The following is a 20,492-nucleotide window of genomic DNA, read 5'->3' on the forward strand; positions in this document are numbered from 1 at the left end:
GTCGACCGGCGCCGGAGCCCTCGTCCGGCATGGTTCGCTCGGTCGACTCAGCCGCACTGGCAGGGGCTGCCCGACTGGCAGCCGCAGCCGCACCCGGAACCGCAGCCGCACGCTCCGATCAGCATCAGGTTCCTGATCTCGGCGGGCTGCTCGGTCGGGTGTTCCTGGGTGGGGTCGGACGTCGGAGCGCTGGGGGACTCGGCCATGGGTTCCTCCCGGAGGCGTAGGGCCTGTGCCCATTCCATGCCCGTTCCCCTGGGCGCATCAACGGCGCACAGTGGCTTGCGCACGCCCTGAGCCGGATCCGGCACGCCCCGGCCCGCGTCCCGCCGCCTCCGCCTCGGTGCGCGCGCCGCCCCGCTTGCGCGCCGCCTACGCCCCGGTCCCGGCGTCGGCACCCGTGGCGCCGGAGCCCGCCGTCGGCTGGATCTCCGGCGGCAGGTCCTGCTGGAGCTCGTCCGCGTGCTCGCCCGTCACCAGGAACACCACACGCTTCGCGACGGCCACGGCGTGGTCGGCGAACCTCTCGTAGTAGCGGCCGAGCAGGGTCACGTCGACCGCGGTCTCGATGCCGTGCTTCCACTTGTCGTCCAGCAGGTGCTGGAAGAGCGTGCGGTGCAGCAGGTCCATCTCGTCGTCGTCCTGCTCCAGCTGGAGCGCCAGGTCGACGTCCTTCGTGATGATGACCTCGGCCGCCTTCGCCATCAGGCGCTGCGCGAGCTGGCCCATCTCCAGGATCGTGGCGTGCAGGTCGTGCGGGACCGCACGGTTGGGGAAGCGCAGCCGGGCCAGCTTCGCCACGTGCTGGGCGAGGTCGCCGGACCGCTCCAGGTCGGCCGACATCCGCAGGGACGTGACGACGATCCGCAGGTCCGTCGCCACCGGCTGCTGCCGGGCCAGCAGCGCTATGGCCCGCGCCTCCAGGTCGTGCTGCAGCTCGTCGACCCGCTGGTCGGCCTCGATCACGCTCTCGGCCAGCTTCAGATCGGAGTCGAGGATGGAGGTCGTGGCGCGTCCGATCGCCGACCCGACCAGCCGGGCCATCTCCACCAGGCTGTCGCCGATCGAGTCCAGTTCCTCGTGGTACGCGTCCCGCATCAGGGTTCCCTCTCGTACGTGGTTCTCGGGGTTCGGTTCGGGTTCGGGCTCGGGTTCGCCGGGGTCCGCTCCTGCTGAAGTCCGGGTCCTTCTCGGGCTCCGGGCCCCACGGTGCCACGGTCCGCCCCGTACGCGTCGATTTCCGTCACCCCAAATGAACCACCACTGGCTCCAAGGTGAACTCTGGGCGACGAGTGTTCGAGGTCGCACCTCCGTAGCTGTGGCCAGGACGGATGGCATGCCTAACCTGAGGGCATGAACGTGAACGCGGCGGTCGCCGCAGCGGCAGCGATCGCCGGTGTGCTCACCGGTGTCATCGCCGTGCTGGCGTTCCGCTGGAGCGAGCGGGAGCAGAAGCGCCCCACCCGCACCTCGCTGCATACGGACCCCATGCTTCCGCCCGGCGTGGACACCGTCCTGTCCGTCCTGCGGTCCTCCGCCGTCGTCCTCGACGAGGCCGACGCCGTCGTCAAGGCCAGCTCCGCCGCCTACGCCCTCGGGCTGGTGCGCGGCGGCCGGCTCAGCGTGGAACCCATGCTGAAGATGGCCCGGGACACCCGGCGCGACGGGGAGATACGCCAGGTCGAGCTGGACCTTCCCCGGCGCGGGACCGGGCGCGGCGAGGCCCTCGCCGTGTCCGCCCGGGTGGCGCCGCTGGGCTCCCGGCTGGTGCTGCTCCTGGTGGAGGACCTCACCGAGGCCCGTCGCATCGAGGCGGTCCGGCGGGACTTCGTGGCGAACGTCAGCCATGAGCTGAAGACCCCGGTCGGCGCGCTCTCGCTCCTCTCCGAGGCCGTCATGGACGCCTCGGAGGACCCGGAGGCGGTGGAACGGTTCGCCGGCCGTATGCAGATCGAGGCGACCCGGCTGACCAGCCTGGTCCAGGAGCTGATCGACCTGTCGAGGGTGCAGAACGACGATCCGCTCGAGGACGCGGAGCCGGTCGGCGTGGCCGAGCTGGTCGCCGAGGCCGTGGACCGCTGCCGGCACCAGGCCGGCGCCAAGCAGATCACCATGGCCTCGAACGTGGGCGCGCCCGACGGACCCGACCCGTCCGGCGTACCGCTCGAGGACGACGCCTGCGGGCTGCGCGTCTGGGGGAACCGCGGCCAGCTGGCCGCCGCCCTCGGCAACCTCGTCGAGAACGCCGTCAACTACTCGCCCGCCCGCACCCGCGTCGGCATAGCCGCCCGCCGGGTGAGCGCGCCGGGCGGGGACCAGATCGAGATCGCCGTGACCGACCAGGGCATCGGCATCTCCGACAAGGACAAGGAGCGCATCTTCGAGCGCTTCTACCGCGTCGACCCGGCCCGCTCCCGTGCCACGGGCGGCACGGGCCTCGGGCTGGCGATCGTCAAGCACGTGGCCGCCTCGCACGGCGGGGAGGTCACGGTGTGGAGCGCCGAGAACCAGGGCTCCACGTTCACCCTGCGACTGCCGGAGGCGGGCCCGGCCCGTGACCGCGCGGAACAGTACCCGGACCCGGACGAGGTCGACGACGTCGACGACCTCGACGAGGTCGCCATCTCCTCCTCCCATCCTTCGCCCCGGGCCCCGTCCCGCGCCTCATCCCCCGATTCGACCGCGTACCAGACGCTTTCCGCCCCGGAGGTCCTTCCGTGACCCGAGTGCTCGTCGTCGAGGACGAGGAGTCCTTCTCCGACGCCCTTTCCTACATGCTCCGCAAGGAGGGCTTCGAGGTCGCCGTCGCGACCACCGGGCCCGATGGACTCGACGAGTTCGAGCGCAACGGCGCCGACCTCGTGCTCCTCGACCTGATGCTGCCGGGGCTGCCCGGCACGGAGGTCTGCCGCCAGCTGCGCGGCCGCTCCAACGTCCCCGTGATCATGGTGACCGCCAAGGACAGCGAGATCGACAAGGTCGTCGGCCTGGAGATAGGGGCCGACGACTACGTCACCAAGCCCTTCTCCTCGCGCGAGCTGGTCGCCCGCATCCGGGCCGTCCTGCGCCGCCGCGGCGAGCCCGAGGAGGTGTCGCCGGCGGCCCTGGAGGCCGGTCCGGTCCGGATGGACGTCGACCGGCACGTGGTGACGGTCTCCGGTTCCAAGGTCGACCTCCCGCTCAAGGAGTTCGACCTGCTGGAGATGCTGCTGCGCAACGCCGGGCGCGTCCTGACCCGCATGCAGCTCATCGACCGGGTCTGGGGCGCCGACTACGTGGGCGACACCAAGACCCTCGACGTCCACGTCAAGCGCCTGCGCGCCAAGATCGAGCCGGACCCGGGCGCGCCGCGCTACCTGGTCACGGTGCGCGGCCTGGGATACAAGTTCGAACCCTGAGCCGCCCGCCGGTCCCGCACCGTCGGGCCCTCGCCGTCGGGTGGACGGGGAGGCCGAACGCCTGTGGGGCGCCGGTAGCACCTGGAGGGGGCCAGGCGCGACGCGGTCAGCAGGAATCCCCGTGAGGGGTGCGCCAGGAGTTCGAGCCGTGGGCTCAGGACCGCCGAGGGCGGGAACCCAACCAGGTTCCCGCCCTCGGACGTTCTCACGACCGCTCAGTGGCCGGCCGCCGCGCTGTTCGAGGCGCTCGCGGAAGCCGGGCCGGACGGGGAGGGCGAGCCGGACTCGGCGGTGCCGCCCGCGCCCGCCGACTCCGAGGGCGACGGCGAGGCGCCCTTGGAGGGGGACGCCGAGGCGGTCGGGATCTTGCTCGGTCCCCAGCCGGAGAAGTAGCCCTCGGCCGGCACGACGAAGGCGGCCAGCTTGACCGCGCCGGTCTTGCTGAAGGTGAAGGTGATGTTCTGCGCGTCGCCGTTCTTGACGGCCTCACTGCTGTTCGGCAGGACGGCCGAGGCGTTGCCGGCGCCGCCGATGACGAGCGAGCCGTGGGCCGGGACCGTCAGCTCGCCCCTGCCCTTGGCGGGCTTGAGCTCGGCGGACTTGCCGGTGCCGTCGAGGGTGATGGAGTCGAGCGTCTGCGGGTCGTCGTCGGCGTTGAAGACGGTCGCCGAGACCACGGCCGGCCCGGTGGACTCCAGGTCCGGCTGAGTGATCACGACGACGTTCTGCAGCTTGATCTCGCCGACCTGGGCGGCGGCGTTGTCCGGCTTGATCTCCAGGGTCTGGGAGTCGTTTCCGGCGCCGCAGGCGGCGAGCGAGGCGATCGAGAACGCGATGGCGGAAGCGGCGAGGGCGCCGCGTCGAAGGCTGCTGCTCACGGCGGCTGCAACTCCTTGAACGCACGGGCGGCTCTCATCCGAGACAAAGCCGCCCTAAGGATCAGTCAGGGGCCTCAGGTTATCGAGCCGTTCCGGCGCCGCCGCACCCGACCCGCCTCTTCGGCGATCTCGGGCCGAGTCGGACGCGCGGCGGGGGTTCGTCCCTCCTGTTCCGAGTGGGCCCCGTCACTTCCGTCACTCTCGCCCCAAGAGTCAGAAGCAACGCGTCAGCCACTTTGGCTTCACCGGTCGTCCGCCTGCTCGTCGGTCATTCACATAAGCGCGGTCGACGCGCACTCGCGGATTTTCCGTGAAGGAATGCGAGGCCGTCCGGGGAATTGATCACGGCGCCGGGCGAACGGCCGATGATCAATTCCGGAAACGAGCGGTAACCGGCCAGGCGCTCCGAACGGAGTAGCGGAAGTCGCACGCGCGCAAGCGGACATATGTGGACGTTCGTCCGTTCGGGCGGGCCTCCGGATGCGTGTAACGTACGCGTTTCGCCCCCCTCGGAGAGTGGCTCCGACCTGCGAATACCCGCTTCCGGGGACCCTCCGCAGCACGTTCGTGTCGCAGTTGTCAAGCCCCGAGATATGCCCTGACCTGCGAAAACGCCATTCAGGAACCGCAGTTTCCGTGTTACCCTGGATAGCCACGGAAGGGGTACCTGTCACATGACGTTCAAGGTTGGCGACACCGTGGTCTATCCCCATCACGGGGCCGCGCTGATCGAGGCTATCGAAACTCGCCAGATCAAAGGCGTGGACAAGACCTACTTGGTCCTGAAGGTCGCCCAGGGTGACCTGACGGTACGTGTGCCAGCGGACAATGCGGAGTTCGTCGGCGTGCGTGATGTGGTCGGTCAGGACGGGCTGGACCGGGTCTTCGAGGTGCTGCGCGCGCCGTACGCCGAGGAGCCCACGAACTGGTCGCGTCGTTACAAGGCAAATCTGGAGAAGCTCGCCTCCGGCGATGTCATCAAGGTCGCGGAAGTCGTGCGTGACCTGTGGCGTCGTGAGCGCGAGCGCGGACTCTCCGCAGGTGAGAAGCGCATGCTCGCCAAGGCTCGCCAGATCCTGGTGAGCGAGCTCGCGCTCGCGGAGAACACCAACGAGGACAAGGCGGAAGCCCTGCTCGACGAGGTTCTCGCGTCCTGACGCCGGGCCTGGACCGGCCTCAGCGCACTGAGGAACACTGAACTGCCGCGGTGCCCGATGACGTATTTCCGTCGCCGGGCGCTGCGGCATGTCCGCGCCCGGACATCGCCCTGCGCCCGGCTCTGTACGACTCCTCCGGTGCGCACCGCCCGACGAGTCGACCGATCCGCCCCACGAGGGTGAAGATCCCCCGATACTTGGTGTGCCGGGCCCGGGCTGCCGCCTGACCGGCGCGTCACGGAAGGGTCCGGTCAAGGCGTCGCGCCCGGCACTTCCCAGGCCATACCCACGCCAGGCCGGCACACAAACCTGACAGGAACCGATGTCTGACGATTCGCGTCCCTCCCCCGCGCCGACCCGCACCGCGGCGGTGATTCCGGCCGCCGGGCGAGGTGTCCGCCTCGGTCCGGGCGCCCCCAAAGCGCTCCGCACGCTCAGCGGCACGCCCATGCTGATCCACGCGGTGCGCGCGCTCGCCGCGTCCCGCGCGGTCTCCCTCGTCGTCGTCGTGGCCCCACCGGACGGCACCGCGGAGGTGAAGTCCCTCCTCGACGCGCACGCGCTGCCCGACCGCACCGACTTCCTGGTCGTCCCCGGCGGCGAATCCCGTCAGGAGTCCGTGAAGCTGGGCCTTGACGCGCTGCCGCCCGGCCACGACATCGTGCTGGTCCACGACGCCGCCCGGCCCCTCGTCCCCGTCGACACGGTGGACGCCGTCATCGAGGCCGTGCGCGACGGCGCCCCGGCGGTCGTCCCGGCACTGCCGCTCGCCGACACCGTCAAGGAGGTCCGGCCGGCCGAGACCGCGGGCGACCCCGAACCGGTCGTCGCCACTCCCGAGCGCGCCCGGCTGCGGGCCGTCCAGACCCCGCAGGGCTTCGACCGCGCCACGCTGGTCCGCGCCCACGAGACGATCACGGACGACGTCACCGACGACGCCAGCATGGTCGAGCAGCTCGGGCTGACCGTCGTCGTCGTCCCCGGTCACGAGGAGGCCTTCAAGGTCACCCGCCCCCTCGACCTGATCCTCGCCGAAGCGGTCCTGGCCCGCAGGAGGCTCAACGATGGCTTCTGAGACGCCCTCCGGAGCCGTGCCGCTGCCCCAGGTGGGCATCGGCACCGACGTCCACGCCTTCGAGGAAGGCCGCGAACTGTGGTGCGCCGGCCTCAGATGGGAGGGCGAGGGACCCGGACTGGCCGGACACTCCGACGCGGACGTCGTCGCCCACGCCGCCTGCAACGCGCTCTTCTCCGCCGCCGGACTCGGCGACCTGGGGCAGCACTTCGGCACCGGACGCCCCGAGTGGTCCGGCGCGTCCGGCGTCACGCTGCTCACCGAGGCGGCCCGGATCGTCCGCGAGGCCGGTTTCCTCATCGGCAACGTCGCCGTCCAGGTCGTCGGACCCCGCCCCAAGATCGGCAAGCGGCGGGACGAGGCCCAGAAGCTGCTGTCGGAGGCGGCGGGCGCGCCGGTGTCCGTGTCCGGAGCGACGACGGACGGACTGGGCTTCCCGGGCCGCGGCGAAGGCCTGATGGCGGTGGCGACGGCACTGGTCGTGCGACAGGCGTGAGCACGCCGGGCCGAGGGCCACAGCGAGACCCCGGGGCGCGGCGCAGGGGCGACCGCCCGACCGCCCGGCCCGGCGTCCGCGAACGGCAAGCCTGCCGCCCGGAGGAGGTGTCGGACATCGCCCCGCGCCCACTACCCTGGAGTGGTGACTATTCGCCTGTACGACACCAGCGCCCGGCAGATCCGTGACTTCGCCCCGCTCACACCGGGTTGTGTCTCGATCTACCTCTGTGGCGCCACCGTGCAGGCCGCCCCGCACATCGGGCACATCCGCTCGGGCCTGAACTTCGACATCATGCGCCGCTGGTTCGCCCACCGCGGCTACGACGTCACGTTCATCCGCAACGTCACCGACATCGACGACAAGATCATCGCCAAGTCGCACACCCAGGGCCGCCCCTGGTGGTCGATCGGGTACGAGAACGAGCGCGCGTTCAACGACGGCTACCAGGCGCTCGGTTGCCTGCCGCCCACCTACGAACCCCGCGCCACCGGGCACGTCCCCGAGATGATCGAGATGATGCGCGGTCTCATCGAGCGGGGCCACGCCTACGAGTCCGACGGCAACGTCTACTTCGACGTGCGCTCGTTCCCCGGCTACCTGGAGCTGTCCAACCAGGACCTCGACGACCTGCGCCAGCCCTCGGGCGACGGCGAGACCGGCAAACGCGACCACCGCGACTTCGCGCTGTGGAAGTCCGTCAAGCCGGGGGAGCCGAGCTGGGAGACGCCGTGGGGCCGCGGGCGGCCCGGTTGGCACCTCGAGTGCTCGGCGATGGCGCACAAGTACCTGGGCCCCGTCTTCGACATCCACGGCGGCGGCCTCGACCTGATCTTCCCGCACCACGAGAACGAGATCGCCCAGGCCAAGGCCTTCGGCGACGAGTTCGCGCGGTACTGGGTGCACAACGCCTGGGTCACCATGAGCGGCGAGAAGATGTCGAAGTCGCTGGGCAACAGCGTCCTCGTCGCCGAGATGGTCAAGCAGTGGCGGCCCATCGTGCTGCGCTACTACCTCGGCACGCCCCACTACCGCTCGATGATCGAGTACAGCGAGGAGGCCCTGCGCGAGGCCGAGTCGGCGTTCGCGCGGATCGAGGGCTTCGTGCAGCGCGTCGTCGAGAAGGCCGGCGGGGTCGTCGAGCCCGCCGCCGAGGTGCCGCCCGCCTTCGCCGACGCGATGGACGACGACCTCGGCGTGCCGCAGGCGCTGGCCATCGTGCACACCACGGTCCGGCAGGGGAACTCGGCCCTGGCCGCCGACGACAAGGAAGCCGCGGTGGCCCGCCTCGCAGAGGTCCGCGCCATGCTCGGCGTCCTCGGCCTGGACCCGCTGGACGCCCAGTGGGCCGACGAGGAGAGCCGGGGCGAGGACCTGCACGGCGTGGTCGACAGCCTCGTACGGCTCGTCCTCGACCAGCGCGAGTCGGCCCGCGCCCGCAAGGACTGGGGGACCGCGGACGCCATCCGCGACCAGCTCGCCCAGTCCGGCCTGACCATCGAGGACGGCCCGCAGGGTCCGCGCTGGACGCTGGGCCCGCGCTAGCGCCGCGACGGGGCTCCGCGAGGAGTCCCGTCCTTGATCGACTGTGCCGCCCGGCCGTCCGGGCGGCACACTGCATAAGACATACGTACGACGCTCACGGAGACGAGAGACACATGGCAGCCAACAACCGCCGCATGTCCGGCAAGAAGGGCGCGCAGGTCGGCAGTGGCGGCCAGCGGCGCAAGGGCCTCGAGGGCAAGGGTCCGACCCCGCCCGCCGAGATGCGCAAGAAGCACAAGGCGAACCGCATCGCGAACGCCAAGGCGAAGCAGACCGCGCGCCGGCCCGTCCCGCGCGGCCGCGGCGGCAAGGGCACGTCCGAGATGGTCGTAGGCCGCAACCCGGTCGTCGAGGCGCTGCGCGAGGGCGTGCCCGCGACGATGCTGTACGTCCAGCAGTTCATCGACAACGACGAGCGGGTGCGCGAGGCGCTGCAGCTCGCCGCCGAGCGCGGCGGCATCCACCTCATGGAGGCCCCGCGTCCCGAGCTGGACCGTATGACCAACGGCCTCAACCACCAGGGTCTGGTCCTCCAGGTCCCGCCGTACGAGTACGCGCACCCCGAGGACCTGGCGTCGGCCGCCTACGACGGCGGCGAGGACCCGCTGATCGTCGCCCTCGACGGCGTCACCGACCCGCGCAACCTGGGCGCCGTCGTCCGCTCGGTATCCGCCTTCGGCGGGCACGGCGTCGTCGTCCCCGAGCGGCGCGCGGCCGGCATGACGGCCGGCGCCTGGAAGACCTCCGCCGGCACGGCCGCCCGCACCCCGGTCGCCCGTGCCACCAACCTCACCCGGGCCCTGGAGGCCTACAAGAAGGCCGGCATCGCGGTGGTCGGCCTGGCCGCCGACGGCGAGCACGAGGTCGGCACGCTGAAGGCGCTGGACGGCCCGGTCGTCATCGTCGTCGGCAGTGAGGGCAAGGGGCTGTCCCGACTCGTGGGCGAGACCTGCGACTTCCGCGTCCGCATCCCGATGCCGGGCGGCGCGGAGTCGCTCAACGCCGGTGTGGCGGCGGGCATCGTGCTGTACGAGGCGGCTCGCCGCAGGAGCTGACGCGGCTTGGGTGGACTCGACGACATGCCCGCCTTCAAGCCAGGCGACAAGCCGGGTTTCGTGTCCGGCGACATGCTCGAAGACGCGAGAACGCATGTCCGCGAGTTCACCCGAACGGGTTAATCCCGGCGCGTAGTGCAACCTTGACGGAGTCCGGACAGATCCGGCGGGTCAAAGCAGTGTCCTAACGACACGTCACTCGGTTAGATGAGTGTGGACACCAGAACACCCCGCACACCCACGGGGGACCGCTCGTCGGGATTCGACGACGCTCCCGCGCTGAGCATGGTGAAGGTGCCGAGCGACCCGGCGCAGATCATCGTCAGCCACGCGAGCTTCCGCGTGCAGCTGGCCGCGTCGACGCGGCGTAACCAATCCCCGCGGATCGCCCGGCATGTGAGCGCCATCGATGACACCGCGCGCATGGCCGCCGTCGGGGCGGTGGGCCGAGCGGGCGCCGCCTCCGCGGGCCGCCGTCGGGCCGTCGTCTGGAGCGGCAAGTCCGCCCCCGACGACACCGGCGCCCACCGACTGCTCCAGGCCGTGCGGGCAGGCAGCATCGGTCACGGCGAACCGCCCGCCGCCGACGCCGGAGCCACCCAGGTCATCCCCCGCGTCGGCGACCGCGGATACGACGGCGACCTCGCCGCACAGACCCTCGAGACCCCCGTCGTCGGCGCCCAGCGCCGGCCCGCCGCCGGCGAACACCGCATCCTGCCCCACATGCGCACCGTCGGCAGCGCCTACGACGAACCGGCCTACGACGACGCCCAGTTCGAGGACTTCGGCCCGACCGGCGCCGGCCCCGACCCGGACCGGGCACCCGCCCCCCGCACCCGGCGGCACGGCGAGGACCCCGCCCGGCACGCCTACTTCCCGGGCCGCCGGATGAACCTCGGCGTGGTCCTGCTCCCGCTGCGCATCTTCCTCGGGTTCATCTCCATCTACGCCGGCATGGGCAAGCTCTGCGACCCCGTCTACTTCGACGGCGGCAAGCGCGGCTCCATGGTGAAGTGGCTGAACACCCTGCATCCCTGGGAAGTCGCCGAGCCCCTGCGCCAGTTCGCCCTCCACCACCCCGTCGGCTCCGGCCTCGTCATCGCCTTCCTCCAGGTCGTCGTGGGCGTGCTCACCGTCCTCGGCTGCTGGCAGCGCATCGCCGCGGTCGTCGGCGCCGGGCTCTCCGCCGCGCTCATCGTCACCGTCAGCTGGAAGACCACCCCGGTCTACGACACGCCCCACATCATCTACCTCGCCGCCTGGTCGCCGCTGATCATCGCGGGCGCCCCCGTCTACTCCATCGACGGCCGCCTCGCCGCCGGCGCCTGGCGCCGTCTCGGCCCCCGTTCCGACCTGTGGGAACTGCGACGCTACGTCCTGCGCCGCGGCGCCCTCGTCACCGCGATCGTCGTCGGACTGACCCTGCTGACCGGCTCCCTGCTCGGCGGCGCCGTCCGCGACGCCGACCGCGTGATCGTCCCCGGCCCCGGCGAGCCCCCGCGCAACGAACTGCCCGGCTCGCCCCTGCCCGGGAAGCCCGGCACGCACAAGGCCTCCCGCAAGCCGGCCGCCTCCACCTCGCCCACCCAGGACGCCACCTCGGCCGCCCCGACGGCCGGCGCCGACAGCGAACCCTCCGAGTCCCGCGACACCGGCACCGCCGGCGCCGGCGGCGGAGCGCCCAGCCAGACCCAGGGCACCGCCGGCCAGGCCCCGCCCGAGCACTCCGCCCCGCAGCAGCAGGCCCCCAGCACCAGCTCCGGCCCCAGCTCGGGCGGCTCCACCAGCAGCTCCGGCGGCTCCGACGGCGGCTCGAACGGCGGCGGCTCCACCTCCTCCGGCCAGCCCGGCCTCGTCGGCGGCCTCCTCGGGTAGACCCGCCGGCCCGGATGCGAGGGCCCTCGTGAGCGGAGAAGGGTGCCGTGCGCGGTGAGCGCACGGCACCCTTCGTGTCGTCCGCGGGCGCAGCGGGAGCACCCGGGCCCGCAGCCGGACCATCCGGGCTCTCACAGGCCGGTCACGACCGCCCGACCGGCGGTGCGACCCTCGTCAACGCCCTCAACGCCCTGGCCGCCCCTCGACGCACCTCAGCGCCTGTCGGTGGCCCTCTGCGATCCTCAGCGCCCCTGCGTCGCCAGTTCCTTCGCCGCCTCCGTCAGATCCTTCGCGGTGTCGATGGCCCGCCAGTATGCCCCCTGCGGAATCGGGAAACCGGCCAGCCGCCGCTCACGCGCCAGATGCGGGAACGTCGTGCGCTCGTGGTCGCCGCGCTCCGGCAGCAGCCCGGCGAACGCCGGCGAGAACACGTACACACCCGCGTTGATCTCGTACGTCGTCGGCGGCGCCTCGATGAAGTCCGTGATGTGACCGAAGCCGTCCGTCTGCACCGCACCCCACGGAATGCGCGGGCGCGCCAGGGCCAGCGTCGCTATCGCGTCGCGCTCGGCGTGGAAGTCGGCCATCTCGCGCAGCGAGAAACGGGTCCAGATGTCACCGTTCGTGGCGTACCAGGGCCGGTCGGGACGGGGGAGACGAGCGGCCGCGTACTTCAGGCCGCCGCCGCGGCCCAGCGGCTCGGTCTCCACGACCGTGGTGACGTCGACGGGCAGATCGGCCGTCTTCAGCCAGTCCTGCAGCACCTCGGCGAGATGTCCGCAGGAGACGACCACGTCCGTCACGCCCTCCTCGGCGAGCCAGACGAGCTGATGGCCGATGATCGGCGTCCCCGTGCCGGGGATCTCGACCATCGGCTTGGGCCGGTCGTCGGTGTAGGGACGCAGCCGCGACCCCTGGCCACCGGCCAGGATGACGGCTTGTGTGGGACGGGACGCGGCGTGCGGATCGGTCATGACCGCACTGTACGTGCCGCCCGTGCGCAGGCAGGAGTGCGGATCCCCCGGCGGGAGGGGAGCCCCACGCTCCGGAACGGGCGCCGGGCCCGGCGGCCCCTCAGCCGCGCGCCGCCAGGACGCCCGACGCGAAGGCCGTGTCGCACACCGGGCGGGAGTACGACTGCGCCCGTGACGGGCCGTACATACGGACCGCCGCGCGGCCCAGCGCGCGGGCGATGGACGAACAGTGCCGCGCCAACGAAGGCTTACCGTTCACGGCGGCCTGGAGATGGGTCAGGGCGACGCCCGGATCCTTCTCCTGGAGCTCGGACAGCAACTGGTCGCGCAACACGTCCTGCGGGGCCTTGGCGGCCTTCCGCGAGGACTGGTGCACGGCGGAGACGTCGGAGGCGGTGAGCACCGAATCCGAGGGGTTCCCCGACCAGTTGACCCGGGTGACCGCGAGGGTCCCGGAGAGCACCATGACGACGGGCAGGACGAGAGCGAGCGAGCGGCCGATCCGGCGGGCTGGGCCGCCCCGGCCGCTGCGCGTGCGCTGGGTGGTGGAGTGGTTCGCGGAGTGCTTCACGCGTGAGAGGGTAGCGTGCAGTAATGAGTCCGCGACAATGAGTCACCCGTACGGGGGATGGAGCTTTGCTCCTTTTCGGGTAGGGCGTTGACGACCGCGCACCGAAATGTCCGCTGTGCCGGGGATTTCGCGCGCACGAAAAAAAGGCCCCGCAGCAGGCTGCGAGGCCTTTTTCACCGACCAGAGTGAATCGACGGCGTTTAATCAGGCGCCGTCCACGGTCGTCGGCCCGTTCCGGGCAATCCCGGGGCGGGTCCGGTCAGTCCGACAGACGGGCGCCCGTCGACGTCGAGAACACGTGGGTCTCGCCCGCACGCGGAACGACGTGCAGCGTGCTGCCCTTCTCCGGGACGTCACGGCCGCCGACGCGCACCACGAGGTCCTTCGTCTCGCTGCCGACCTGGGCGCTGCCGTAGACGAAGGCGTCCGAGCCGAGCTCCTCGACCACGTTCACCGTGACCGCGAGACCCTTCTCCACCCCGGTGGCCACGTCGAAGTGCTCCGGGCGGACGCCCACCGTCACCGTCTTGTCGGTGGCGGCCGCGAGCGCGTCACGCTGCACCGGCACCACCGAGTTGCCGAACTTCACGCCGCCGTCGGTGATCGGCACCTCGACGAGGTTCATCGCCGGCGAACCGATGAAGCCGGCCACGAACAGGTTCGCGGGCCTGTCGTACATGTTGCGCGGGGTGTCGACCTGCTGCAGCAGACCGTCCTTCAGCACCGCCACCCGGTCGCCCATCGTCAGCGCCTCGACCTGGTCGTGGGTGACGTAGACGGTGGTGATGCCGAGACGGCGCTGCAGGGACGCGATCTGCGTACGCGTCGACACACGGAGCTTGGCGTCCAGGTTCGACAGCGGCTCGTCCATGAGGAACACCTGCGGCTCGCGCACGATGGCGCGGCCCATCGCGACACGCTGGCGCTGACCACCGGAGAGGGCCTTCGGCTTGCGGTCCAGGTACTCGGTCAGGTCGAGGATCTTCGCCGCCTCCTCGACCTTCTGCCGGATCTCCGCCTTGTTCACGCCGGCGATCTTGAGCGCGAAGCCCATGTTGTCGGCGACCGACATGTGCGGGTACAGCGCGTAGTTCTGGAACACCATGGCGATGTCCCGGTCCTTCGGCGGCAGGTGGGTGACGTCACGGTCGCCGATGCGGATCGCACCGCCGTTGACGTCCTCGAGCCCCGCGAGCATGCGGAGCGAGGTGGACTTACCGCAGCCGGACGGGCCGACCAGGACGAGGAACTCGCCGTCCGCGATGTCGATCTCGAGCGCGTCGACGGCGGGCTTCGTGGAGCCCGGGTAAATCCGGGTCGCCTTGTCGAACGTAACAGTGGCCATGGCTCTGAGGCCCCCTTCTACCGGCAGGAACGTGCCGGACGATCCGTTGTAGGAAGGTGGTTGGTGTAGTCCACATGAGCGAACTGGGTCAGGACGCTACCCCGCGTTCGCCGGATCTGTCAGTACTCGAAGGCATGTGAACTTCGCGGAAATTCTCGAGCGAGGCGGAGCGAATCACTTTTGACCCTGATTCCCGCTGCGCCGCCCGCAGCCGCCCGCACGCAGCCCTGTGAGCTGCGCCTGACCGGCCTTGCCCGGGCTCCACAGGCGATCCGGCCGACGGCCCGTCGGTCCTCCACCTCCTTCGCGGCCCTCGCGTGGCGCGGAGGGGAGATGTTCGTGGCCGTGAGAAACGGGGGCTGTGTACAGTGGAGCCGCCTCGCGTGCGGCGTCGTCGCGCGCGGTGCCTCCTTAGCTCAGCTGGCCAGAGCAACGCTCTTGTAAAGCGTAGGTCGTCGGTTCGAATCCGACAGGGGGCTCCTTCAGGGAAAGCCCAGGTCAGGATGTTTCTGGCCTGGGTTTTTCCGTGCTCTTCGGGCGTTGTCGTCAGCCGCGCAGGAGGCGGGCGGTCTCCAGCCGTCTCGGCTCCGGGGGGCGGCCGTCCTCGATCTCCCAGAGGCAGTCCTGGAGGACCCGGGCGAGGGTCCAGGCGCGGGCCCGTTCGCGGTCGAGGCCGAGGGCGGCGGTCAGCGCGTCGAAGCGCCAGCGCACGTCCGCCGGGTCGTAGCGGTCGGCGATCGCCGGCAGGAGTTCGAAGCCCGGGTCGCCGGCGAGGGGTTTGGGGTCGATGGCGAGCCAGGGGGCGCGGTCGGCGGCGAGGACGTTCTCGTAGTGCAGGTCCCAGTGCAGGAGCCGGTCGCCGGGTTCGGCGACGACCTCGCGCAGGGCGGCCGCGCAGTCGGCGATCAGGCGGCGGTCGGCCGGTTCGGGGACGTGTTCCAGGGCTCGGGGGGCCTCTTCCAGCATGGCGTGGGCGATGTCGCCGAGGCGGCGCATGTCCCTGGGCGCCGGGAGGGTCGTCAGGCGGGTCAGCAGGCCGGCGATGACGAGGACCGCCTCGTGGACGTCGTCCAGGTGGGACAGCATGCGGGTCGGGTCGAGGCGTTCGAGGAGCATCGTGCCCGTGGGCTCGTCGTGCCGGAGGAGGCGGACGGCGTGGTCGCCGTTCCAGAGGCGCAGGGCGACGGGTTCGCCGGCGCTCTCCCCGTCGAGGATCTGGAGCTTGAGGACGGCCCGGGTGTCGTCGGCGGCGGTGACCGGCAGGACCAGGGCGCTCACCCCGTGCATGGAGGGGCCGTCGACCCGTAGTCCCCAACGGTCGAGGAAGCTCTGGGCGAGGGCCGGGAGAGCGGTGATGAAGGCGTGCCCCGCCGGGCCGTTGTACTTCACCTGTTCCGCGGCGAGTGCGGCCGGAACGTCGATCACCTCGGGGACGATACTGGGCCGGGTGAGAGGGCTCAGGGGATTTTCCGGGGTCGGGCGGGCGGTGTGGGCGTACGTCCGCAGTGCGCCCGGCACGTATGTGTGGCTGGCGGTCCTCTTCGTCACGACGGTCGCGCTGCACCGCATGTCCCCGGAGTTCGAGCAGGAGTTCCTGCGGCAGCGGTCGACGAACATCCATGAGCTGTCGAGGCATCCGGTGCGGGTGCTGGTGGCGAGTGCGATGTGGATCGACGGGGGGCACTGGGTGCCGTACGCGGTGCTGTACACGGTGTTCCACGCCCGGGCGGAGCGCTGGCTGGGGACGGCGCGGTGGCTGGCGGTGTGCGCGGCGGCGCATGTGCTGGCGACGTTGGTCAGTGAGGGCGCGCTGGCGGTGGCGATCCAGGAGGGGCTTGCTCCGCAGTCGTCGGTGGAGACTCTGGATGTGGGGGTGAGTTATGCGCTGTCGGGTGTGGTGGCGGTGCTCTTCTACGGGATGCGTTCGCCGTGGCGGTATGCGTATCTCGTGGGCGTCCTCGGTTTCTACGGTCTTCCGCTGGCGGTGGCGCCGACGTTCACGGACTTCGGGCATTTCGTGTCCGTGCTGATCGGGTTGGGGTGTTTCCCGCTGGTCAGGGGGCGGGGAAAGGTGCGGGATCCGAAGGGGACAGCGGCTGTGCCACCGGGTCAGCGATCACGGTGAAGGCGACTGCGCGCCGCTCGGGACACGACGACGGGACGGGGGCGTTCTTCGGCTCGTGGCTGCTCATGGCTGCTCGTGGCTGATCACCGCTGTCTGCCGTCGGGGCTGATCACCGCTGTCTGCCGGCGGGCGGGGTCACGGGGTCAGGATCACTTTGCCGGTGGTTCCGCGGGTTTCGAGGGCGTGGTGGGCTGCGGCGGCTTCGGCGAGGGGGAAGGGGTGCACGGCGGGGGTGAGGCGGCCGGCGGCGGCTTCGGCGAGGGCGCGTTGTTCGAGGGCGCGGAGGCCGCCGGCCTTCTCGAGCATCACGGGGCCGAGGACCGAGCGGGAGACGCCGTCGACGAAGTGGCCCCGGCCGTCGCGGATGCCTTCGGCGGACCAGCCGAAGACCAGGTGGCTGCCGCCGGGGGCGAGGAGCGCGACGGCCTCGCGGGCGGCGTCCGCGCCGACTCCGTCGAAGACGACGGTGACGGCGCGGGGGCCGAGGCGGGCGCGGACCTCGGCGGGCCAGGCGGGGTCGGTGTAGTCGACGGCGAGGTCGGCGCCGGCGGCTTCCACGAGGGCGGTCTTGCGGGGGCCGCCCGCGAGGCCGACGACGGTGGCGCCGGCGTTGCGGGCGTGTTGGACGAGGAGGGCGCCGATGCCGCCGGCGGCTGCGGTGACCAGGGCGACGGAGTGGGGGCCGAGGTCGGCGAACTGGGCGATCCCGAGGGCGGTGCGGCCGGTTCCGATCATGGCGACGGCCTGGGCGGCGTTCAGCCCGGCCGGGATCTCGTGGAGGCGTTCGACGTCGGTGACGGCGAGTTCGGCGTAGCCGCCGGGGGCGAATCCGAGGTGGGCGACGACGCGTCTGCCGAGCCAGGTGTCGGGGGTCTCCTCGCCGAGGGCGTCGACGACGCCGGCGACTTCGCGGCCGGGGACGGTGGGCAGGGTGGCGGGGAGAGGCGCGGGGCCCTGGACGCCTTCGCGCAGGGCGGTGTCGAGGAGGTGGACGCCGGCGGCCTCGACGGCGATGCGGACCTGGCCGGGGCCGGGTACGGGGTCGTCCACCTCCTCGTAGCGGAGGTTGCCGGCGGGGCCGAAGGCGTGGAGGCGGATGGCGTGCATGTGGGTCCTCCGGTGGGTGCTGCGGGTTGGCTGCTCCAGCGTTCAACCTCAAGTCCGGTCGAGGTCAAGGGGCGGCGGCGATTGTCAGTGGCGGGGTGCAGCATGGGGGTATGGCGAGGACAGGCACAGGTGCAGGCGGGGGCGCGCGCTCGGGGGCGGCCACGGGCGGGGCCGGAGGCAGGGGGTCCGGAGGCAGGGGCGCCGGCGTGGTGAAGGGCGCTCGGCGGCCGGAGGTGCGGCTGCCGGTGCTGGAGCCCTTCGCGGACGGCGAGCTGGAGCCCGACGGGGACTACGACGGTGTGGAGTTCCGTGAGCTGGATCTGGCGGGGCAGGACGGCGGGGGCGCCCGGTTGATGGACTGCGCGGTGACGGGGTGTGCGCTGGACGGGACGCGGCTGCGCAAGGCCCGCGTCCTGGACTCCGTCCTCACCGGGCTGCGGGGCGTCGGGACGGATCTGGCGGAGGCGACGCTGCGTGACGTCGAGGTGCTCGAAGCCCGTCTGGGCGGTGCGCAGCTGTACGGGGCGGTGCTGGAGCGGGTGGTGGTGCGCGGCGGCAAGATCGACTATCTGAACCTGCGTCAGGCGCGGTTGCGGGACGTCGTCTTCGAGGGGTGTGTGCTGGTCGAGCCGGATTTCGGGGGTGCGCGGCTGGAGCGTGTCGAGTTCGTCGACTGTGCGGTGCGGTCCGCCGACTTCACGGCGGCGACGCTGAGCGACGTGGATCTGCGGGGGGCGGTGGAACTGGGCATCGCGGGGGGTGTGGGCCGGTTGTCGGGCGCGGTGATCAGCGCGGCCCAGCTGCTGGATCTGGCTCCGGTGCTGGCGGGTGAGCTGGGGATCAGAGTGGAGGGCTGACGGGGGTCATTTCACGCGGGGGAAGCGTGCCTGGAGCGTCCAGACGGCCGGGTTCTCGCCCAGGTCGTCGTGCAGGTCGATCAGGTCGGCGAGCAGGTCGTGCAGGAAGTCGCGTGCCTCGCGGCGGAGTTCGGCGTGCGAGAAGGTCAGCGGGGGTTCCTCGGCCGGCATCCAGTCGGCCTCGACGTCGACCCAGCCGAAGCGGCGTTCGAAGATCATGCGGTCGGTGGACTCGGTGAAGTCCAGTTCGGCGTACTGCGGGCGGGAGGCGCGGGAGCCCGCCGGGTCCTGGTCGATGTGCTCGACGATGTCGCACAGCGCCCACGCGAAGTCCAGCACCGGCACCCATCCCCAGGCTGTGGACACCTCGCGGTCCGACTTGGTGTCGGCGAGGTAGACGTCCCCGCAGAACAGGTCGTGGCGCAGGGCGCGGACGTCCGCGCGCCGGTAGTCCGTCTGCGGCGGGTCGGGGAAGCGGTTGGAGAGGGCGTAGCCGATGTCGAGCACGTAGGCGATGGTGTCACGGCCCGGTGTGGGCGCCGGACGTCCCCATAGGATCACTGGTATGTCCAGATCCATGCGGTGTGTTCCGTTGGCGGCCGGGTTACTTGCCTGCAGCCTCGCCCTGGCGGCATGCGACGGGGATGCGGGGGGCGGCTCCGACGGGGCCCCCGGTGTGGGCGACCCGTACTTCCCGAAGGCGGGCAACGGCGGCTACGACGTCTCGCACTACGGCCTGACGCTCGCCTACGACCCGGACGGCGGGCGTCTGAGCGGCTCTGCCGTCGTCACGGCCCGCGCGACTCGGGATCTCTCCGCCTTCCGCCTGGATTTCGCGGGCCTGGAGGTGGCGGGGGTGACCGTCGAGGGCGCGGCGGCCGAGTTCCGGCGGGACGGCCAGGAGCTGACCGTCCGCCCGTCGGACTCCCTGTCCGAGGGCGAGACCTTCGAGGTGGCGGTCCGCTACTCCGGCAGCCCGCGCACGATCACCGATCCGGACGGTTCGAAGGAGGGCTGGCTGCGCACCGAGGACGGGGCCCTGGCCCTCGGTGAGCCGGTCGGTTCGATGGCCTGGTTCCCGGGCAATCACCATCCGTCGGACAAGGCGGCCTACGACATCGCCGTCACCGTCCCGGAGGGCCTGACAGCCGTCTCCAATGGGGAGTTGAGGAGCCGGAAGGCGGCGGGCGGCGGCCGTACGACGTTCTCCTGGCGGACCGCCGAGCCGATGGCGAGCTATCTGGCGACGGTCGCCGTCGGCGACTTCACGGTCACCGATTCCACGACGCGCGACGGTCTGCCGGTGTATGTCGCGGTCGATCCGACGCAGGCGGCGGCGAGCCGTGCGGTGCTCGCCCGGCTGCCCGAGGTCATGGAGTGGGCGCAGAACAACTTCGGCCCGTACCCCTTCTCGTCGGCCGGGGCGATCGTCGACCGCCCCGGGGACGTCGAGTACGCCCTGGAGACCCAGAACCGGCCCGTCTACCCGGGCGCCCCCGACCTGCCGACCCTGGTGCACGAGACCGCGCACCAGTGGTTCGGCGACTCCGTGACGCCGAAGAGCTGGCAGGACATGTGGCTCAACGAGGGATTCGCGACCTACGCGGAGTGGCTGTGGGCGGAGGACGAGGGCGGTGCCACGGCGGAGCAGACGTTCACCGGGCTCTACGACCACGGCGTCGAGGAGTACGCGGATCTGTGGGACTTCCCGCCCGCGAAGCCGACGAGCGCCGCCCATGTCTCCGACGCCCCGGTCTACCAGCGCGGCGCGATGGTGCTGCACCGCATCCGGCAGACCGTCGGCGACGACGCCTTCTACGACATCGTGCAGGGCTGGGCAGCCGCCCACCGGCACGGGAACGCCGACACGGACGCCTTCACGGCGTACGTCGAGAAGGCGGCTCCGGACGCGGACTTCGACGACATCTGGGCGGACTGGCTGTACGGGAAGGGCAAGCCGGAGCTCCCCTGAGCCCTCCGAGCCCCTGAGCCCTCCGAGTCCCTTATGCCCTCCGAGCCTCTTGGGCCCTCCGA

General features: G+C 71.6%; 20 protein-coding genes and 1 tRNA gene. 12 read left to right on the forward strand and 9 right to left on the reverse strand.

Features of this window, described 5'->3' with window-relative positions; all coding sequences use genetic code 11:
• Positions 1-47 precede the first annotated feature (47 nt).
• The gene (locus tag ACN6LD_RS07820; protein ID WP_199863797.1) at positions 48-206 is read right to left on the reverse strand and encodes a hypothetical protein; all 159 of its coding nucleotides are present in this window, start codon (positions 204-206) and stop codon (positions 48-50) included.
• 166 nt (positions 207-372) lie between these two features.
• Complete coding sequence (gene phoU, locus ACN6LD_RS07825; RefSeq protein ID WP_319194600.1) at positions 373-1,098, reverse strand: phosphate signaling complex protein PhoU; 726 nt, start codon at positions 1,096-1,098, stop codon at positions 373-375.
• Positions 1,099-1,353: 255 nt separating this feature from the next.
• Here phoU and ACN6LD_RS07830 point away from each other — a divergent pair, with 255 nt between their 5' ends.
• Entirely contained in the window at positions 1,354-2,721 is a 1,368-nt protein-coding gene (locus ACN6LD_RS07830) for a sensor histidine kinase (protein ID WP_319194602.1), read from the forward strand.
• Positions 2,718-3,398, forward strand: a complete 681-nt coding sequence (locus ACN6LD_RS07835) for a response regulator transcription factor (protein WP_266890667.1) — start codon at positions 2,718-2,720, stop codon at positions 3,396-3,398. The genes ACN6LD_RS07830 and ACN6LD_RS07835 overlap by 4 nt, the downstream gene beginning before the upstream one ends.
• 215 nt (positions 3,399-3,613) lie before the next feature.
• Here ACN6LD_RS07835 and ACN6LD_RS07840 read toward each other — a convergent pair whose 3' ends face one another.
• Complete coding sequence (locus ACN6LD_RS07840; RefSeq protein WP_319194606.1) at positions 3,614-4,276, reverse strand: copper chaperone PCu(A)C; 663 nt, start codon at positions 4,274-4,276, stop codon at positions 3,614-3,616.
• A gap of 674 nt (positions 4,277-4,950) precedes the next feature.
• On the opposite strand from ACN6LD_RS07840, the gene ACN6LD_RS07845 reads away from it, so the two are divergent.
• The 6 genes from ACN6LD_RS07845 (at position 4,951) to ACN6LD_RS07870 (ending at position 11,479) form a co-directional block, all read left to right on the forward strand.
• On the forward strand, positions 4,951-5,433 hold the full coding sequence (locus ACN6LD_RS07845; RefSeq protein ID WP_003953493.1) for a CarD family transcriptional regulator: 483 nt from the start codon (positions 4,951-4,953) through the stop codon (positions 5,431-5,433).
• 322 nt (positions 5,434-5,755) lie between these two features.
• Positions 5,756-6,508 (forward strand): 2-C-methyl-D-erythritol 4-phosphate cytidylyltransferase, encoded by a 753-nt coding sequence (gene ispD / locus ACN6LD_RS07850; protein ID WP_319194607.1) that lies wholly within the window; start codon positions 5,756-5,758, stop codon positions 6,506-6,508.
• Positions 6,498-7,004 (forward strand): 2-C-methyl-D-erythritol 2,4-cyclodiphosphate synthase, encoded by a 507-nt coding sequence (gene ispF, locus ACN6LD_RS07855; RefSeq protein ID WP_319194609.1) that lies wholly within the window; start codon positions 6,498-6,500, stop codon positions 7,002-7,004. Before ispD ends, ispF begins: the two co-directional genes overlap by 11 nt.
• A 144-nt stretch (positions 7,005-7,148) precedes the next feature.
• On the forward strand, positions 7,149-8,549 hold the full coding sequence (gene cysS / locus ACN6LD_RS07860; protein WP_319194611.1) for a cysteine--tRNA ligase: 1,401 nt from the start codon (positions 7,149-7,151) through the stop codon (positions 8,547-8,549).
• 113 nt (positions 8,550-8,662) lie between these two features.
• The gene (gene rlmB, locus ACN6LD_RS07865; RefSeq protein WP_319194613.1) at positions 8,663-9,604 is read left to right on the forward strand and encodes a 23S rRNA (guanosine(2251)-2'-O)-methyltransferase RlmB; all 942 of its coding nucleotides are present in this window, start codon (positions 8,663-8,665) and stop codon (positions 9,602-9,604) included.
• A gap of 207 nt (positions 9,605-9,811) precedes the next feature.
• Positions 9,812-11,479 carry a DoxX family protein gene (locus ACN6LD_RS07870; RefSeq protein ID WP_319194615.1) on the forward strand — a complete coding sequence of 556 codons (1,668 nt, stop codon included), beginning with the start codon at positions 9,812-9,814 and terminating at the stop codon, positions 11,477-11,479.
• A 242-nt stretch (positions 11,480-11,721) separates the two neighbouring features.
• On the opposite strand, the gene ACN6LD_RS07875 is transcribed toward ACN6LD_RS07870, so the two are convergent.
• From ACN6LD_RS07875 to ACN6LD_RS07885, 3 genes are all read right to left on the reverse strand, one after another.
• Positions 11,722-12,453 (reverse strand): nucleotidyltransferase family protein, encoded by a 732-nt coding sequence (locus tag ACN6LD_RS07875; protein ID WP_057579422.1) that lies wholly within the window; start codon positions 12,451-12,453, stop codon positions 11,722-11,724.
• Positions 12,454-12,553: 100 nt separating this feature from the next.
• A complete protein-coding gene (locus tag ACN6LD_RS07880) occupies positions 12,554-13,024 on the reverse strand; it encodes a hypothetical protein (protein WP_307044004.1) in 471 nt (156 codons plus the stop codon).
• A 259-nt stretch (positions 13,025-13,283) separates the two neighbouring features.
• On the reverse strand, positions 13,284-14,369 hold the full coding sequence (locus ACN6LD_RS07885) for an ABC transporter ATP-binding protein (RefSeq protein ID WP_319194618.1): 1,086 nt from the start codon (positions 14,367-14,369) through the stop codon (positions 13,284-13,286).
• A gap of 405 nt (positions 14,370-14,774) precedes the next feature.
• Between ACN6LD_RS07885 and ACN6LD_RS07890 the strand changes: the two genes are divergently transcribed.
• Positions 14,775-14,848, forward strand: a tRNA-Thr gene (locus ACN6LD_RS07890).
• A 67-nt stretch (positions 14,849-14,915) separates the two neighbouring features.
• On the opposite strand, the gene ACN6LD_RS07895 is transcribed toward ACN6LD_RS07890, so the two are convergent.
• Positions 14,916-15,806 (reverse strand): aminoglycoside phosphotransferase family protein, encoded by an 891-nt coding sequence (locus ACN6LD_RS07895; protein ID WP_445042820.1) that lies wholly within the window; start codon positions 15,804-15,806, stop codon positions 14,916-14,918.
• A gap of 49 nt (positions 15,807-15,855) precedes the next feature.
• On the opposite strand from ACN6LD_RS07895, the gene ACN6LD_RS07900 reads away from it, so the two are divergent.
• Positions 15,856-16,494: a rhomboid-like protein gene (locus tag ACN6LD_RS07900; protein WP_415924953.1), complete on the forward strand. Its 639-nt coding sequence runs from the start codon at positions 15,856-15,858 to the stop codon at positions 16,492-16,494.
• A gap of 135 nt (positions 16,495-16,629) precedes the next feature.
• Here the strand turns inward: ACN6LD_RS07900 and ACN6LD_RS07905 are convergent, their stop codons facing one another.
• Positions 16,630-17,601: a zinc-binding dehydrogenase gene (locus ACN6LD_RS07905; protein WP_445042767.1), complete on the reverse strand. Its 972-nt coding sequence runs from the start codon at positions 17,599-17,601 to the stop codon at positions 16,630-16,632.
• A 110-nt stretch (positions 17,602-17,711) separates the two neighbouring features.
• Between ACN6LD_RS07905 and ACN6LD_RS07910 the strand changes: the two genes are divergently transcribed.
• Positions 17,712-18,458, forward strand: coding sequence for a pentapeptide repeat-containing protein (locus ACN6LD_RS07910; protein WP_445042768.1), 747 nt, complete (start codon positions 17,712-17,714; stop codon positions 18,456-18,458).
• A gap of 6 nt (positions 18,459-18,464) precedes the next feature.
• On the opposite strand, the gene ACN6LD_RS07915 is transcribed toward ACN6LD_RS07910, so the two are convergent.
• Positions 18,465-18,965, reverse strand: coding sequence for a hypothetical protein (locus tag ACN6LD_RS07915; RefSeq protein WP_319196868.1), 501 nt, complete (start codon positions 18,963-18,965; stop codon positions 18,465-18,467).
• A gap of 58 nt (positions 18,966-19,023) precedes the next feature.
• Here ACN6LD_RS07915 and ACN6LD_RS07920 point away from each other — a divergent pair, with 58 nt between their 5' ends.
• Entirely contained in the window at positions 19,024-20,430 is a 1,407-nt protein-coding gene (locus ACN6LD_RS07920; RefSeq protein WP_445042769.1) for a M1 family metallopeptidase, read from the forward strand.
• The last annotated feature ends 62 nt before the right edge of the window (positions 20,431-20,492 follow it).

The sequence above is a fragment of the Streptomyces sp. SAS_272 genome, from assembly GCF_052543235.1.